Annotated in this window: 15 protein-coding genes and 1 other annotated feature; of the genes, 4 read left to right on the top strand and 11 right to left on the bottom strand. The window is 53.2% G+C overall.

Going from position 1 to position 17,018, the window contains the following annotated elements:
* Window positions 1–56: 56 nt before the first annotated feature.
* Entirely contained in the window at window positions 57–1,970 is a 1,914-nt protein-coding gene (gene dnaK, locus HED65_RS15780) for a molecular chaperone DnaK (RefSeq protein WP_108089544.1), read from the bottom strand.
* A gap of 296 nt (window positions 1,971–2,266) precedes the next feature.
* Between dnaK and satP the strand changes: the two genes are divergently transcribed.
* On the top strand, window positions 2,267–2,833 hold the full coding sequence (gene satP / locus HED65_RS15775) for an acetate uptake transporter (RefSeq protein WP_028016626.1): 567 nt from the start codon (window positions 2,267–2,269) through the stop codon (window positions 2,831–2,833).
* Here satP and HED65_RS15770 read toward each other — a convergent pair.
* From HED65_RS15770 to tal, 3 genes are all read right to left on the bottom strand, one after another.
* Entirely contained in the window at window positions 2,810–4,132 is a 1,323-nt protein-coding gene (locus tag HED65_RS15770) for an MFS transporter (RefSeq protein ID WP_114979266.1), read from the bottom strand. The two genes, satP and HED65_RS15770, sit on opposite strands and share 24 nt — an antisense overlap.
* Before the next feature lie 122 nt (window positions 4,133–4,254).
* On the bottom strand, window positions 4,255–4,842 hold the full coding sequence (gene mog, locus HED65_RS15765) for a molybdopterin adenylyltransferase (protein ID WP_049005231.1): 588 nt from the start codon (window positions 4,840–4,842) through the stop codon (window positions 4,255–4,257).
* A 111-nt stretch (window positions 4,843–4,953) separates the two neighbouring features.
* Entirely contained in the window at window positions 4,954–5,907 is a 954-nt protein-coding gene (tal, locus tag HED65_RS15760) for a transaldolase (protein ID WP_028016623.1), read from the bottom strand.
* Between the two features lie 262 nt (window positions 5,908–6,169).
* Here tal and HED65_RS15755 point away from each other — a divergent pair, with 262 nt between their 5' ends.
* Both HED65_RS15755 and yaaA read left to right on the top strand, forming a co-directional pair.
* Complete coding sequence (locus HED65_RS15755; protein ID WP_114979265.1) at window positions 6,170–7,600, top strand: alanine/glycine:cation symporter family protein; 1,431 nt, start codon at window positions 6,170–6,172, stop codon at window positions 7,598–7,600.
* 66 nt (window positions 7,601–7,666) lie between these two features.
* Window positions 7,667–8,440 carry a peroxide stress protein YaaA gene (gene yaaA / locus HED65_RS15750; RefSeq protein ID WP_028016621.1) on the top strand — a complete coding sequence of 258 codons (774 nt, stop codon included), beginning with the start codon at window positions 7,667–7,669 and terminating at the stop codon, window positions 8,438–8,440.
* A gap of 92 nt (window positions 8,441–8,532) precedes the next feature.
* On the opposite strand, the gene thrC is transcribed toward yaaA, so the two are convergent.
* The 6 genes from thrC to yjjY form a co-directional block, all read right to left on the bottom strand.
* Window positions 8,533–9,819 (bottom strand): threonine synthase, encoded by a 1,287-nt coding sequence (gene thrC / locus HED65_RS15745; RefSeq protein WP_114979264.1) that lies wholly within the window; start codon window positions 9,817–9,819, stop codon window positions 8,533–8,535.
* Between the two features lie 3 nt (window positions 9,820–9,822).
* Window positions 9,823–10,752: a homoserine kinase gene (gene thrB, locus HED65_RS15740; RefSeq protein WP_028016618.1), complete on the bottom strand. Its 930-nt coding sequence runs from the start codon at window positions 10,750–10,752 to the stop codon at window positions 9,823–9,825.
* Between the two features lies 1 nt (window position 10,753).
* Window positions 10,754–13,216 carry a bifunctional aspartate kinase/homoserine dehydrogenase I gene (thrA, locus tag HED65_RS15735; RefSeq protein WP_114979263.1) on the bottom strand — a complete coding sequence of 821 codons (2,463 nt, stop codon included), beginning with the start codon at window positions 13,214–13,216 and terminating at the stop codon, window positions 10,754–10,756.
* A gap of 24 nt (window positions 13,217–13,240) precedes the next feature.
* Window positions 13,241–13,358, bottom strand: a sequence feature (Thr leader region).
* A complete protein-coding gene (gene thrL, locus HED65_RS15730) occupies window positions 13,297–13,365 on the bottom strand; it encodes a thr operon leader peptide (RefSeq protein ID WP_015572623.1) in 69 nt (22 codons plus the stop codon). It overlaps the preceding feature by 62 nt.
* 211 nt (window positions 13,366–13,576) lie before the next feature.
* Window positions 13,577–14,263: a tRNA/rRNA methyltransferase gene (locus tag HED65_RS15725; protein ID WP_114979262.1), complete on the bottom strand. Its 687-nt coding sequence runs from the start codon at window positions 14,261–14,263 to the stop codon at window positions 13,577–13,579.
* A 399-nt stretch (window positions 14,264–14,662) separates the two neighbouring features.
* Complete coding sequence (gene yjjY / locus HED65_RS15720; RefSeq protein WP_085928893.1) at window positions 14,663–14,803, bottom strand: YjjY family protein; 141 nt, start codon at window positions 14,801–14,803, stop codon at window positions 14,663–14,665.
* A 95-nt stretch (window positions 14,804–14,898) separates the two neighbouring features.
* Between yjjY and arcA the strand changes: the two genes are divergently transcribed.
* Window positions 14,899–15,615 carry a two-component system response regulator ArcA gene (arcA, locus tag HED65_RS15715; protein WP_003856501.1) on the top strand — a complete coding sequence of 239 codons (717 nt, stop codon included), beginning with the start codon at window positions 14,899–14,901 and terminating at the stop codon, window positions 15,613–15,615.
* A 46-nt stretch (window positions 15,616–15,661) separates the two neighbouring features.
* On the opposite strand, the gene creD is transcribed toward arcA, so the two are convergent.
* A complete protein-coding gene (gene creD / locus HED65_RS15710) occupies window positions 15,662–17,014 on the bottom strand; it encodes a cell envelope integrity protein CreD (RefSeq protein WP_114979261.1) in 1,353 nt (450 codons plus the stop codon).
* Between the last annotated feature and the right edge of the window lie 4 nt (window positions 17,015–17,018).

The following is a 17,018-nucleotide window of genomic DNA, read 5'->3' as shown; positions in this document are numbered from 1 at the left end:
CGGGCGTGGAGAGTTCTCCTACGCCCGTGCCGATTAATTACCCTGCATCAGGGCGATTATTTTTTGTCTTTAACTTCTTCGAACTCAGCGTCAACAACATCGTCGTCTTTCGCGTTGTTCTGGGAAGCGTCAGCGCCTGCCTGCTGTTGAGCGTGCTGCTGCTGAGCGATTTCCATCAGCTTCTGGGAAGCCTGTGCCAGTTCCTGCATCTTCGCTTCGATGTCCGCTTTATCTTCACCTTTCAGTGAAGTTTCCAGCGCACTCAGTGCAGCTTCGATAGCAGTTTTGTCTTCCGCTGGCAGTTTATCGCCTGCTTCTTCAACCTGCTTACGGGTGCTGTGCAGCAGATGGTCACCCTGGTTACGGGTCTGAACCAGCTCTTCGAACTTACGGTCGGACTCAGCGTTAGCTTCTGCATCACGAACCATTTTCTCGATTTCAGCTTCGTTCAGGCCAGAAGATGCCTTGATGGTGATCTTCTGCTCTTTACCGCTGTTTTTGTCTTTTGCAGACACGTGCAGGATACCGTCAGCATCAATATCGAAGGTGACTTCGATCTGCGGCATGCCGCGTGGTGCCGGGTTGATACCGTCCAGGTTGAACTGACCCAGAGACTTGTTATCCGCCGCACGTTTACGCTCACCCTGAATCACATGGATGGTTACCGCAGACTGGTTGTCTTCAGCGGTAGAGAACACCTGGCTGTGTTTCGTCGGGATAGTGGTGTTTTTGTTGATGAGTGCAGTCATCACACCGCCCATGGTTTCGATACCCAGAGACAGCGGGGTAACGTCCAGCAGCAGTACGTCTTTCACTTCACCAGTCAGTACACCACCCTGAACCGCTGCACCGATAGCAACAGCTTCGTCCGGGTTCACGTCTTTACGTGGCTCTTTACCAAAGAACTCAGCCACTTTCTTCTGAACCATTGGCATACGCGTCTGACCACCCACCAGGATAACGTCCTGGATGTCAGATACGGACAGGCCAGCGTCCTGCAGAGCAACTTTCAGTGGCTCGATGGAACGGTTCACCAGGTCTTCTACCAGGCTTTCCAGTTTCGCACGGGTCACTTTGATGTTCATGTGCTTAGGACCGGTCGCGTCTGCAGTGATGTACGGCAGGTTCACGTCGGTCTGCTGAGCAGAAGACAGTTCAATCTTCGCTTTCTCAGCGGCTTCTTTCAGGCGCTGCATGGCCAGCGGATCGTTACGCAGGTCAATGCCCTGATCTTTCTTAAACTCGTCAACGAGGTAGTTGATCAGACGGGTATCGAAGTCTTCACCACCCAGGTGGGTATCACCGTTGGTTGCCAGAACTTCGAAGGTTTTTTCGCCGTCAACTTCGTCGATTTCGATAATAGAGATATCGAAGGTACCACCACCCAGGTCGTAAACCGCGATAGTACGGTTGCCGACTTCTTTATCCAGACCGTAAGCCAGTGCAGCTGCGGTTGGTTCGTTGATGATACGTTTTACTTCCAGACCTGCGATACGGCCAGCATCTTTGGTTGCCTGACGCTGAGCATCGTTAAAGTATGCAGGAACGGTGATAACAGCTTCAGTTACCGGCTCACCCAGGTAATCTTCCGCAGTTTTCTTCATTTTTTTCAGCACTTCAGCAGAGATCTGCGGTGGTGCAGTTTTGGTGCCTTTCACATCAAGCCATGCATCGCCGTTATCTGCCGCGATGATTTTGTAAGGCATGATAGAAACGTCACGCTGAACTTCTTCGTCCTGGAAGCGGCGGCCAATCAGGCGTTTAATCGCAAACAGGGTGTTTTGCGGGTTTGTCACTGCCTGACGTTTAGCCGGCTGACCAACCAGAGTTTCACCATCCTGGGTATAAGCAATGATAGAAGGCGTGGTGCGATCGCCCTCGGCGTTCTCCAGCACACGTGCAGTAGTGCCATCCATAATCGCTACACAAGAGTTGGTAGTACCCAGGTCGATACCAATAATTTTACCCATCTAAACGTCTCCACTAAAAATTCAGTCAACATGTGGTTGTGTACCTGTAATAAGGGCAGAACGTGCTTTTTCAACTGCCCAGATTTGATTTTTTTCAGGTCCACACACTGCGGTTGACTACAAGATGGGGTCGCCACAGCATCCATCAAGGGGGAAGGATAAAAAAAATTTTAATTTCACCCTGATGAGATCATAGACGCCATCGATTGCGCCCATTATGATGCCGCGCCCCGTCAGGGAGTATTGACGCGGGATTCACCATTTCACCATATTAATGATGATTTTTTTGAGGACTTATGGGCAACACTAAGTTGGCTAATCCGGCTCCGCTGGGCCTGATGGGTTTTGGCATGACCACTATCCTGCTGAACCTGCACAATATCGGGATGTTCCCGATGGATGGCATCATCCTGGCGATGGGCATTTTTTACGGCGGCATCGCGCAAATTTTCGCGGGCCTGCTGGAATATAAGAAAGGTAATACCTTCGGCTTAACCGCCTTCACCTCTTACGGCTCTTTCTGGCTGACCCTGGTTGCCATTCTGCTGATGCCTAAAATGGGTCTGGCAGACGCGGCAAACGCCCACTTCCTGGGCGTTTATCTGGGTCTGTGGGGCGTCTTCACCCTGTTCATGTTCTTCGGCACCCTGAAAGGTAACCGCGCGCTGCAGTTCGTCTTCCTGAGTCTGACCGTACTGTTCGCCCTGCTGGCGATCGGTCACCTGGTGGATAACGAAGGCATCGTTCACGTTGCCGGCTGGATTGGCCTGGTATGTGGCGCGAGCGCAATCTACCTGGCAATGGGCGAAGTGCTGAACGAGCAGTTTGACCGCACCATTCTACCGATTGGTGAAAAACACTGATCCCTCTGTCGTGCCTGCCTCGCGGGCACGACATTCCCACCCTTTGCGAAGCCAGACCCCTAACACCAGCCCCATCAGCGAGAGCGCGAGAACGTACCAGGCTGGAGCCATCGGCGATATCCCCATCAGCATGGTGACGGCAATCGGTGTCAGACCACCAAAAATCGCATACGACACGTTGTAAGAGAAAGAGATACCGGTGAAACGAACCTCTGGCGGGAACGCACGCACCATCACATACGGCACCGCCCCCACAACACCGACGCACAGCCCGACTACCCCGTACAGCAGGAACAGTTGCTCCGGGTGGCTACCCGCCAGATGGTAGAACGCCCAGCTTGATGCAGCCAGTAGCAGACTGCCGACGATAAAGGTCCGGCTCGCGCCAAAACGATCAACAGCAAGGCCAGCCGCCAGACAGCCAAAACAGAGCATAATGGTCGCAATACTGTTCGCCTGCAGGGTGACCGCTGGTGCGAAACCGTATTGCTTTTGCAGCCAGACCGGCGACATCAGGATCACGACGACAATACCCGCCGACAGCAGCCAGGTCAGCAGCATCGACACCACCACCGCACTTCTGTGACGGACCACCACCGCTTTCACCGGTAACTCCTGCGCCAGTGCCTTGCGCTGCTGCATCTCAAGGAAGATCGGCGTCTCCTGCAACCAACGGCGCAGGTACATCGCCACCAGACCAAAGGCCCCGCCCAGCAGGAACGGAAGACGCCAGCCCCAGTCGTGCACGGCCTGTTGCGTCATATGGGTATTCACAAGAGTTGCAACAACCGAGCCCAACAGGATGCCGATGGTCAGGCCCGCCGTTAAGGTTCCACAGGCGATACCAATGCGGCGCACCGGAACATGCTCCGCGACAAACACCCACGCGCCAGGCACTTCACCGCCAATCGCGGCCCCCTGAAGAACGCGCATCAGCAACAGCAATAGCGGGGCAACAAGGCCCATCGAGGCATAGGTTGGCAGCAAACCAATCGCCAGCGTCGGCACAGCCATCAGCAAAATACTGAGGGTAAACATCTTCTTACGCCCGACCAGATCGCCAAAGTGCGCCATAACAATGCCACCCAACGGGCGAGCCAGATACCCGGCGGCAAAAATGCCGAAGGTTTGTACCTGCCGCAACCATTCCGGGATATCCGCCGGGAAGAAAAGCTCCCCCACGACGGCGGCAAAGAAAACAAAGATGATGAAGTCGTAGAACTCCAGCGCGCCACCCAGAGCAGCGAGCGTGAGGGTTTTGTAGTCCTGTCGATTCAGAGGTCGGGTGTTATGTGACATAGCGAACCATTATGCGTGTATTGTGGATTTATTTTTACAGTAATCGTAAAGAAAAAATTACTATACCGTAAAACCTTTAGCACGCCATCGCTGCTTCAGCTAATGTCACATAATCATTATTTTCAGGATATTGTCTCGCGGCGTGCACTTTTAGGGCGAAAAGCTGCTACAACTTTCTCATCAGTTTCTACATACGGACCGTCCAGCAGCTGTATACAATACGGTACACTTGCGAAGATCCCGTGCACAATTACGCTGCCATCGTCGGCTTTAAGCCCTTCCAGCGTCTCTTTGATCGATTTCGGCTGGCCCGGCAGGTTCAGGATCAACGCCTGTTTGCGGATCACACCCACCTGGCGAGAGAGGATGGCGGTTGGAACAAAGTGTAGGCTGATCTGACGCATTTGCTCACCGAAGCCCGGCATTTCACGGTCGGCGACTGCCAGCGTCGCATCTGGCGTGACATCGCGACGTGCAGGACCGGTTCCGCCCGTGGTCAACACCAGATGACAGCTCATCTCATCCACCAGCTCGCACAACGTCTGCTCAATGATCGGCTGTTCGTCAGGGATCAAGCGGGTCTGGATTTCAAAAGGGGTAGTCAGCGCGCTGCCCAGCCACTCTTCCAGAGCCGGGATGCCTTTATCCTGGTAAACACCGCTGGAGGCGCGGTCAGAAATCGACACTAAGCCGATGCGTAAGGTATTCATAGCCATTCCATTTAAAAAATACTGATTAAAGGGAATGATACACGCAGAGAGGAAATTCAGACAGGGTACGAAAGAAGTCGCGTGACCGGGAACCCGGTCACGCAGAAATGATTACAGCAGGTCGCCGATCATTTTTTCCAGTTTGCCCTGGTCAACAGCAAACTTACGGATACCGTCCGCCAGTTTGTCTACTGCCATTGGATCCTGGTTGTGCTGCCACAGGAACTCGGATTCAGTGATGCGTTCTGGGCGCGCTTTCACTTCACCAGTGTAAGACAGTTTACGCTCAATCGCGCCTTCGCTTTCTGCCAGCTCTTTCAGCAGTGCAGGGGCGATGGTCAGGCGGTCACAGCCAGCCAGCTCGATGATTTCACCAACGTTACGGAAGCTTGCGCCCATAACAACAGTCTCATAGCCGTGCTGTTTGTAGTATTCGTAGATTTCAGTAACGGAAACCACGCCTGGATCTTCAGCTGGTGCGTACTCTTTCTTATCGGTGTTGGCTTTGTACCAGTCCAGAATACGGCCTACGAACGGAGAAATCAGGTATACACCGGCTTCAGCACAAGCACGTGCCTGCGCGAAGGAGAACAGCAGAGTCAGGTTACAGTTGATACCGTCTTTTTCCAGCTGCTCAGCCGCGCGAATGCCCTGCCAGGTAGAAGCCAGTTTGATCAGGATACGGTCGTTGCTGATACCCGCATCGTTGTACATTTTGATCAGACGTTTTGCTTTGGCGATTGACGCTTCGGTGTCGTAGGAGAGGCGTGCATCCACTTCGGTTGAGATACGGCCAGGAACCAGTTTCAGGATTTCCAGACCGATGTTCACTGCCAGTTTGTCAGTGGCATCAACGATCTGCTGCGCGCGGTCATTGCTCTGCGCTTTCGCCCAGGTCACAGCGTCGTCAATCAGTTTGCGATACTCAGGGATCTGTGCAGCGTTCAGGATCAGAGAAGGGTTAGTTGTGGCATCCTGCGGCTGGTACAACTTCATTGCCGCGATATCTCCGGTGTCAGCTACGACAGTGGTGAACTGACGAAGGGAGGTCAATTTATCCGTCATGATAGTATTTCTCTTTTAACGTGCCCTGGATAATTCACGCTACCGACAGCATGCCTGCAGCGGAAAAATGACAGGTTTACTTGTTAGGGGGATGTAACCGGTCTGCCCAGATGATAACACGAGTGAGAGGTAGCGCAACCGCAGACAGTGCGCTTAGACAGAGTATGATAAACTCAGAATATTAACAGGCTGCTAAGTAACAGCATGCTCAATCAGTGGTAGCGCTTACATATTCATATTGGCATCAACAAGAGGGACGTTAATGCCTGATTTCCTTTTCTTTATCAACGAAATCCTCTGGGGTTCGATAATGATATATCTGCTATTAGGAGCAGGTATATGGTTCACACTGCGCAGTGGTTTTATCCAGTTTAGATATATACGTAAGTTTGGCAGAAGTCTGAAAAACAGCATTACATCGCAGCCAGGCGGACTCACCTCGTTTCAGGCGCTTTGTACCAGTCTCGCCGCACGTGTCGGTAGCGGTAACCTGGCGGGGGTGGCGCTGGCCATCAGCGCCGGTGGCCCTGGCGCCGTCTTCTGGATGTGGGTCACCGCGATCATTGGCATGGCCACCTCCTTTGCCGAATGCTCTCTCGCACAACTGTACAAAGAGAGGGACAAACACGGTCAGTTTCGCGGCGGTCCGGCCTGGTATATGGCGCGTGGATTAGGGATGCGCTGGATGGGCGTTCTGTTCTCGCTTTTTTTACTGCTCGCTTATGGCCTTATTTTTAATACTGTTCAGGCTAATTCGGTCGCCAATGCCCTGCGCTATGCCTTCGCTTGTCCGGAATGGATCACAGGCATCGTTTTATCCCTCTTCGTTTTGTTCACCATTTCTGCTGGTCTCAAAGGTATCGCCCGCCTGATGCAGTGGATGGTTCCTATGATGGCGCTGCTCTGGGTTGGCGCGAGCCTGTTTGTCGCCGCACGGCATATCGACCAGGTTCCGGGAATCATTGCCACCATCTTCAAAAGCGCCTTTGGCTGGCGTGAGGTGGCATCTGGCGCGTTGGGTTACACCTTTAGCCAGGCGCTGATGGCAGGTTTTCAGCGTGGAATGTTTTCCAATGAAGCCGGTATGGGGTCAACCCCCAATGCAGCGGCAGCCGCCTCTTCATGGCCGCCGCATCCGGCCGCACAAGGCATTGTGCAGATGATTGGCGTCTTTACCGATACCATTATTATCTGTTCTGCCAGCGCGATGATCTTGCTGCTGGCAGGCCCCGTACCGCATTCGTCGGGAACCGCCGGGATACAGCTTCTCCAGCAGGCTCTGGTAAACCTTGCCGGCGGCTGGGGTGCCGGATTTGTCGCGCTCATACTGATATTGTTCGCCTTCAGCTCGATTGTGGTGAATTACCTCTACGCTGAAAATAACCTTATTTTCCTGAAACTCGACTCCCGCGCCGCAATCAGTGCGTTGCGTCTGGGGGTGATCCTGATGATCATAGCCGGCTCCCTGCTCAGCATGCCGCTGGTCTGGCAACTGGCTGACGTCATCATGGCACTGATGGCCATCACCAACCTCACGGCGATCCTGCTGCTCTCGCCCATTGTTAGTCTTATTGCCCGGGACTATCTTCGTCAGCGTAAGCTGGGGATTCCACCGGTATTTGATCCCACGCGCTATCCCGAAGTTGAAGCGCAACTGGCTCCCGGCACCTGGGATGATTTGCCCCGGCGATAACAGCTATCGATCAATTCAGGGCGATTTTTTGCTAAAGTCGCTCTAAATTTCCTGCAAGGACTGGATATGCTGATTCTTATTTCACCTGCAAAAACGCTCGACTATCAGAGCCCACTTGCCACCGAGCGCTATACGCAACCTGAACTGCTGGACTATTCACAACAGCTGATCCGCGAAGCACGTAAACTCTCTGCGCCACAAATCGCCTCGCTGATGAGCATCAGCGATAAGCTCGCGGACCTTAACGCCACTCGATTCCACGAGTGGCACCCGGATTTCACGCCAGCCAACGCTCGCCAGGCACTGCTGGCTTTTAAGGGTGATGTGTATACCGGCCTGCAGGCGGAAGAGTTCAGCGAAGCCGATTTCGATTTTGCCCAGCAGCACCTGCGCATGCTCTCAGGTCTGTACGGGGTACTGCGTCCGCTGGATTTGATGCAGCCGTATCGCCTGGAGATGGGTATCCGTCTGGAAAACGCCAAAGGCAAAGATCTCTACCATTTCTGGGGAGACATCATCACCGACAAGCTAAACGCAGCCCTACATGCCCAGGGCGATAACGTGGTGATTAATCTGGCCTCTGACGAATACTACAAGTCCGTGAAGCCGAAGAAACTGGATGCGGAAATCATCAAGCCAGTCTTCCTTGATGAGAAAAACGGTAAGTTCAAAGTGATCAGTTTCTACGCCAAAAAAGCGCGTGGTCTGATGAGCCGCTACATCATTCAGAACCGACTGACGAAGCCGGAGCAGTTGACCGGATTTAACAGCGAAGGGTATTTCTTTGACGAAGCGTCGTCAGGGAAAGGTGAACTGGTGTTTAAACGCCACGAGCAGTAAAACAGAAAGCCGGGTGGTGGCTTTGCCTTACCCGGCCTTCGCTCAGCGCTGTTGTAGGCCCGGTAAGGCGTAACCGCCACCGGGCAACAAAATCACGCGCGGCTCATCATCAACTTACGCAGCGCGGCAAAATCCGCAGGTAGTTCATGAGACAGCAGCGGCAGGTCGGCACGTTCGGCCAGCTCTTTCGGCAGCGGCAGCGTTTCACCCAGAATCTCTTCCACGCTCTCTTTGAATTTTGCCGGATGCGCCGTTCCCAGGAACAGGCCATATTCACCCGGATTAAGCTGGTCGCGCAATGCCCGGTAAGCAATTGCCGCGTGCGGCTCAGAGGTATACCCCACTGCTTTCAGCTCGCGCATTGTGGATTTGGTGGTTTCATCCGTCACCGCTGCATAACCCAGATCGCCCAGACGCCAGATTTTGCGGCGGAACAGTTCTTCCACTCGCGGCCAGTTATTCGGCTGCGACACATCCATTGCATTGGAGAGCGTTGCCTGCGTTGCGTTCGGTGCCCATTTGCCATCTTTCAGGAAACGCGGCACGGTGTCGTTAGCGTTGGTAGCAGCGATAAAGCGTTTCACCGGCAGACCCAGGGATTTTGCCAGCAGGCCAGCCGTCAGGTCACCAAAGTTACCGCTTGGGACAGAGACAACAAGCTGATTACGCGCTTCCTGCGGGAGCTGTGCAACCGCTTCGAAGTAGTAGCAAATCTGCGCCAATAGACGGCTGATGTTGATGGAGTTCGCGGAGTTCAGCCCCAGCGTCACTTTCAGTTCTTCATCATCGAAGGCCTGTTTGACCAGCGCCTGGCAGGCGTCGAAATCACCGTCGATCGCCACGGTTTCAATGTTGCCGCCGAGGGTACAGAACAGTTTTTCCTGTAGCGGGCTGATTTTTCCTTTCGGGTAGAGGATCACCACACGAACGTTTTTCAGGCCGTAGAACGCATGCGCAACCGCCGCACCAGTATCACCGGAGGTAGCCGTCAGGATGGTTACCGGTTTGTCGCCGCTGATGTGAGTTAGCATCTGCGCCATAAAGCGGCCGCCGAAATCTTTGAACGCCAGGGTCGGGCCGTGGAACAGCTCCAGACACCCAACGTCAGGCTCCACCTGCTGAACCGGAGCCGGGAAAGCGAACGCCGCCCGCACGCGCTCTTCCAGCAGTTCCTGCGGGATTTCGTCGCCGATAAACGCAGACAGAATTTTGGTACTGCGGGTGACAAAATCCAGCTTCAGCAGTTCATCAATCTCGGTCAGCTGAAATTCCGGCAGGTCATGCGGGAAGAATAACCCCTGATTTTTGCCCAGTCCCTGAGTCACCGCCTGCGCGAAGCTGACCTGCTCGTTATGATCTTTAAGATTGTAGAGTTTCATTCGTTATCCCAGTACTCGTGCGCCAGCCGTGTCCAGACGGCAAATATGAACAAAGCCTTCCTGATTTTGCAGGTAGTGTTTAGAGAGCCAGTCCGCCACGCGTTGCGCAGTGTCTGGTTTATCGCATAAGGCGAACAGCGTCGGGCCGGAGCCGGAGATGCCGCATGCCTGCGCGCCAATATCCAAAGATGCCTGTCGCGCCTCGTTAAAACCAGGCAGCAGTTTTGTGCGGTATGGCTCGGCAATGACATCTTTCATCAATTTCGCCGCCAGCTGCGGCTGACGGGTGTAGCAGGCGTGAATAAAGCCTGCCAGATGACGGCCGTGGGCGATACAGTCCTGGCGACGATACTGCGCAGGCAGGATCGCACGCGCTTCAGCGGTGGACACCTTAATGCCCGGATAGGCCAGCACCCACAACCACTCATCAAACCCTGGCACCTGCTGGCTGATGATGCCATTCTCTTCAATCATCAGTTGCATGCCACCGAGGAAACAGGGCGCGACGTTGTCATAGTGAATACTGCCAGAGATCCGCCCTTCCAGCTCGCCCATTAACCCAAGCAAGCGGTTATTGTTCAGCGGTTTGCCGCAGTGTTCATTCATGGCCACCAGTGCAGCGACCACCGAGCAGGCACTGGAGCCCAGCCCTGAGCCAATCGGCATACTTTTTTCCAGCGTCATGGTGACCGGCACATTTTTGCCAATCTCCTGACAGAAGCGCTCCCAGCACTGATAGACGATATTCTCGCGCGGGTCGGACGGCAGTTTGCTGGCAAAGCGGCCCACGTTATTCAGGCTGAAGCTATTTGCCGCTTCAACCGTGACCGTATCGCCCAGCAGAGAACCATCAACCGGCGTTACCGCCGCACCCAGCACATCAAATCCGACGCTCATATTGGCGCTGGAAGCCGGGGCATAAACTTTGACCATGTTAAACTCCTAACTTCCATGACAGGGTACGCAGCAGATCGGCAAACACACCCGCCGCTGTAACATCGTTCCCTGCGCCATAACCGCGAAGCACCAACGGCAATGGCTGATAATAGTGGCTGTAAAACGCAAGGGCGTTTTCGCCGTTTTTGACTTTGTACAGCGGATCGTTGCCATCCACTTCGGCAATCTTCACCCGGCACACACCATCTTCTTCAATATTGCCAACATAGCGCAATACCTTACCTTCATCACGGGCTTTCGCAACGCGTGCGGCAAACGCATCGTCAAGCTGCGGCAAATTAGCCATAAAGGCAGCGACATCACCGGTGCTATCAAACTCTGCGGGCAGGACCGGTTCAATCACGATATCGGACAGCTCAAGCTCACGCCCTGTTTCACGCGCCAGGATGAGCAGCTTACGCGCCACATCCATCCCGGAGAGATCGTCACGCGGATCCGGCTCGGTATAGCCCAGTTCACGCGCAGCACGGGTCGCTTCGGAGAGGCTCATGCCTTCATCCAGTTTGCCGAAAATAAACGACAACGATCCGGAGAGGATACCGGAGAAACGCTGCAGTTCATCACCCGCGTTCAGCAGGTTTTGCAGGTTCTCGATAACCGGCAAACCAGCACCCACGTTGGTGTCATACAGGAATTTACGACGCGATTTACTCGCCGCCAGGCGCAACTGGTGATAGTAGTTCATCGACGAGGTGTTGGCCTTTTTGTTCGGCGTCACCACGTGGAAGCCTTCACGCAGGAAGTCAGCGTACTGATCGGCAACCGCCTGGTTCGACGTACAGTCGACAATCACCGGGTTGAGCAGGTGATACTCTTTCACCAGACGGATCAGGCGGCCCAGATTAAACGGCTCTTTCGCCTCGTTCATTTCCGCCTGCCAGTTTTCCAGATTCAGGCCATGCACGTTGGTCAGCAACGCTTTTGAGTTGGCGATCCCGCAGACGCGCAGATCAATATGTTTCTTCTTCAGCCACGCCTGCTGGCGCTTCACCTGCTCCAGCAGCGCGCCGCCAACGCCACCCACGCCAATAAGGAACAGTTCGATGACCTGATCAGTGTTGAACAGCATCTGGTGAACCACGCGAACGCCGGTGGTGGCGTCATCGTTGTCCACAACAACAGAGATTGAACGCTCTGACGAGCCCTGGGCAATCGCCACGATATTGATATTGGCGCGTGCCAGCGCAGCGAAGAACTTGGCGGAGATACCGCGTAGCGTGCGCATGCCATCGCCCACCACCGAGATGATCGCCAGACGCTCCTGAATGTACAGCGGCTCCAGCAGTTCTTCTTTCAGCTCAAGATAGAATTCTTCTTCCAGCGCACGACGAGCGCGCAGGCAGTCGGCCTGTGGCACGCAGAAGCTGATGCTGTATTCCGAAGAAGACTGGGTGATCAGCACCACGGAGATACCGTTGCGGGACATGGCGGCAAACACGCGCGCCGCCATACCGACCATCCCTTTCATTCCCGGACCAGAGACGCTGAACATCGCCATGTTGTTGAGGTTAGAGATCCCTTTCACAGGCAGACCGTCTTCATCGGTACTCGCACCAATCAACGTACCGGGTGCCTGTGGGTTACCGGTGTTTTTAATCAGGCAAGGGATCTGGAACTGGGCAATCGGAGAAATGGTACGCGGGTGAAGGACTTTAGCGCCGAAGTAGGAAAGCTCCATCGCTTCCTGATACGACATCGACTTCAACAGCCTGGCGTCCGGTACCTGGCGTGGGTCGCAGGTATAAACACCGTCGACGTCAGTCCAGATCTCACAGCAGTCTGCGCGTAAACAGGCGGCCAGCACGGCGGCGGAGTAGTCGGAGCCGTTACGGCCCAGCACCACCAGCTCGCCCTTCTCGTTACCGGCGGTGAAGCCTGCCATCAGGATCATGTGGTCAGACGGAATTTTGCTTGCGGCGATGCGGCGGGTTGATTCGGCAATATCAACAGTGGATTCGAGGTAGTGGCCCACCGCCAGCAGTTTTTCAACCGGATCGATTACAGTCACGTGATGACCACGCGCTTCCAGCACGCCCGCCATGATGGCGATAGAGAGTTTTTCGCCACGGCAGATCAGCGCCGCGTTGATGCTGTCCGGGCACTGGCCGAGAAGACTGATGCCGTGCAGAACGTGTTTAATTTGCGCGAATTCTTGCTCAACAAAGGACTTCAGTTGAGCGTGCGGAAAGCCTGGCTGCGCCTCTGCCAGCCCCTGCAGTAAGTCAGCGAAGATACGCTCGGCGTCGCTGATGTTCGGGAGTGCATCCTGACCACCGATGGTTTTTTCAATCATCGCCACCAGATGGTTCGTGATTTTTGCCGGGGCAGAGAGCACGGTCGCAACCTGCCCCTGCCTGGCGTTGCTTTCCAGGATATCGGCAACGCGCAGAAAACGTTCTGCATTTGCCACTGATGTACCGCCGAACTTCAACACTCGCATGGTTCTACCTCGTTTCCTTTAGCCGAAAAAAAAGCCCGCACTGTTCAGGTGCGGGCTTTTTTTTGTTTTTCCTGTACGCGTCAGCCCGCATCGTTACCTGTGGTAATGATGATGGTTGTGGTAATGGTGGTGATGCTGATGCGTTTCATGGATGTTGTGTACTCTGTCATTATTATCTGTCTGTGCTGTATTCTTTTAGGGTTAAAGGATCGGGCACCTTAAGTCAATGGATTTTTAATTTGATCACATTTCGGGAGACTCTCACGTCCCGCTGCTTGCAGATTTATTTTCATCCGATTCCCCCGGGTGCAACCCATACAGACAGACTTATTCGCCATACTAAAAACTTATGGCGGTATTTTACTCGGCCAATTTTTTTTCAATATCGTGCAGCAAACGATGCAACATTGCAGTGTCCCGTTGTTCAAGACGCCCAAGACGCTGCTGCAGCCAGTCAGCCATTTTTTGATCGTCAGCAACTCCCAGTTGAGATAACAATTGCTCAACGCGAGCACGCAGTGCGGCCAGCTGGTTTTCATTTGCCCCTTCAGCCTGAGGCTGAGGAATTTGCATTAGTGAGGCTAATTGATAGCAGTAGACCATGACCGCCTGGCCTAAATTCAGGGACGGGTAATCAGCCACCATCGGTGCCCCCGTCAGCACGTCGGCGAGTTCCAGCTCTTCGTTTGTTAACCCGGAATCTTCACGACCAAACACCAGCGCCGCTTTCTCCAGCCACTGGCTTTTCTCACTCAACATCGGCACCAGCTCCGCTGGCGTGGCGTAATAATGGAACTTCGCCCTGCTGCGTGCCGTGGTGGCAACGGTAAAGGAGATGTCGTGCAACGCGGCGGCGAGCGTGTCGTAAGTGGTTATATTATCGAGAATATCGCCTGAACCATGCGCTACCCAACGAGCAGCAGGCTCCAGGTGTGCCGTACTGTCCACGATGCGCAAATCGGTAAAACCCATGGTCTTCATGGCACGCGCGGCAGCGCCTATATTTTCAGCTCTTGCAGGGGCGACAAGTACAATCGACAGATGCATTTATGCTCTCTTTTTAATCAGTTAGCGGGTAAAAATGTGATGCACATCAACATATTACGCAGCGCGAATTTACAAAATTGCAACACAAATCACCGAAATAGCGTTTCATAACAAATTAAAAACGCTAAACTATTTTGTGTCTGAACAATCAGTTAGAATGTTAACAGAAGACTATTATCCTTATGTTTTATAATGATAATAGCGACATGAATACCCTATTCTGATTGGATTCACTTCGTTTATAAATCAAGGTCCGCAACTAGTTGGTTTATTGAAAAATTGTGATAAAGGCTAGCATTCAGCTACGATGATTTCATCAAACTGTTAACGTGCTACAATTGAACTTGATATATGTCAACGAAGCGTAGTTTTATTGGGTGTCTGGTGTCACTTAGCCTGTTATGTTGCTGTTAAAATGGTTAGGATGACAGCCGTTTTTGACACTGTCGGGTCCAAAGGGAAAGTACCCAAGACCAAGCTAATGATGTTGTTGACGTTGATGGAAAGTGCATCAAGAACGCAATTACGTACTTTAGTCACGTTAGGCCGGTCATGTTAATTTGCGACATGTATCAGGCAGGTCAGGGACTTTTGTACTTCCTGTTTCGATTTAGTTGGCAATTTAGGTAGCAAACATGCAGACCCCGCACATTCTTATCGTTGAAGACGAGTTGGTAACACGCAACACGTTAAAGAGCATTTTCGAAGCAGAAGGCTACGATGTCTTTGAAGCGACCGATGGCGCAGAGATGCATCAGATCCTTTCTGAAAATGATATCAACCTGGTGATCATGGATATTAACCTTCCGGGCAAAAATGGTCTTCTTCTGGCGCGCGAGCTGCGTGAACAGGCGAACGTCGCGTTAATGTTCCTGACAGGCCGTGACAACGAAGTTGATAAAATTCTTGGCCTGGAAATCGGTGCGGATGACTACATCACCAAGCCGTTCAATCCTCGCGAGTTAACCATTCGTGCACGCAACCTGCTGTCTCGCACCATGAATCTGGGTACGGTCAGCGAAGAGCGTCGTAGCGTAGATAGCTACAAATTCAACGGCTGGGAACTTGATATCAATAGCCGTTCACTGATTAGCCCGAACGGTGAGCAGTATAAACTGCCACGCAGTGAATTCCGCGCCATGCTGCACTTCTGCGAAAACCCGGGCAAAATTCAGTCCCGTGCAGAATTGCTGAAGAAAATGACCGGCCGTGAGCTGAAACCGCACGACCGTACCGTAGACGTAACGATCCGTCGTATTCGTAAACATTTCGAATCTACGCCGGATACCCCGGAAATCATCGCCACGATCCACGGCGAAGGGTACCGTTTCTGCGGCGATCTGCAGGAGTAATCCCGCACGCAACACATAAAAAAACGGCGCTTTGCGCCGTTTTTTTTTATTTCCAGATTCGCAGTGTATCGTTATCAGGCTCCGCGGAAGGTTCAGGACGCTTCGGCTGAGAAAGCGAGTACCAGTCAAAATGACGGGTCAGGAACATCACCGCGAACAGCGCCAGGGCGAGCACTGCTGATCCCAGCAATAATGCGCTATCCTCCGACCGCAGCAGGAACCACATCACCACATCCAGCCCCAATAACGAGAGCACAAACATCCCGCTGCGCCTCCAGCTTTTCAGCACTGCCTGCAGGTACATCCCATTCATCGCCGCACCAACAAGGCTTGCAATAATCCAGGCTGGAGTAAACCCTGCGTGCTCAGACACCGCCAGCAACACCAGGTAGAACAAGACCAGCGACAGCCCAACCAGCAGATACTGCATTGGATGAAGGCGTAATCCGGTTAAGGTTTCGAAAACAAAGAACGCCATAAACGTCAGCGCAATCAGCAGAATCGCGTACTTAATCGCGCGCTCAGTCAATTGGTACTGGTCGGCAGGTGTCGCGACCGTCACGCTAAAGGCCGGGAGTGCCTCCCACTCAGGGGATTCTTTATCGTTGAACCAACTTTCCATGTTATTTGCAAACCAGCTGCTCTGCCAGTTTGCCTGGAACCCAGACTCACCTATCTGATGCTTAACCGGCAGGTAGTCGCCCATGAAGCCCGGATGCGGCCAGTTACTGTTGAGCATCATTTCGCTATTACGCCCCACCGGCACCACCGCAAAACTGCCGGTACCCGCCAGATTTAGCGACACCTCAAGTGCAAAGTTTTTTGCTTCCAGCGCTTTGTCGGTGAGCGGGATATGGATACCTGAAAGCGCCCCGTAGACGCCAGCCCCCGGTTCCACGCTTAATGTCTCACCATTGATTCTGGAGATACTGACCGTGCCAATACCCCGCGCATCGCCAACGCCCATCACGATAAACGGCTTTCCTGCCGTTATCGTTTCGCCCTTCAGCTGCTGCATTGCCTCGGTATTAAACTGCGCTTTTAACTTCAGATCGGTATTCCATATTTGCCCGTCATAGATCCCAATGCTTCTGGACTCAACGTGCTGATTCCCGGTGACCACCAGGGATTCCGGTAGAATAAAATGCATATAGCTTTTCTTATATTCGACCTTCTTCTCATCCTCTATCTTGTAAAAAATCTCCGTCATCGGAATGGCGATCAGCGGGCCGACCAGTTTTTGCGGTCCGCTGGTACTCTGGCGCAGCGTATTTTCGACATCGTTACGGTAGTTTTCACGCTCTGAAATCAGGTTACTGACCATAAACAGCGGGACTAACAACAGCAGAATGCACCCCAGCAGAGTGCTTACTTTCCAGAACAGGGGGGATTTCATCATTACG

The sequence above is a fragment of the Pantoea sp. LS15 genome, from assembly GCF_012241585.1.
In the GTDB taxonomy this organism is placed as follows: Bacteria; Pseudomonadota; Gammaproteobacteria; order Enterobacterales; family Enterobacteriaceae; genus Enterobacter.
Note: the sequence above shows the minus strand (reverse complement) of the source record. Positions and strands in the feature narration are given on the sequence as shown.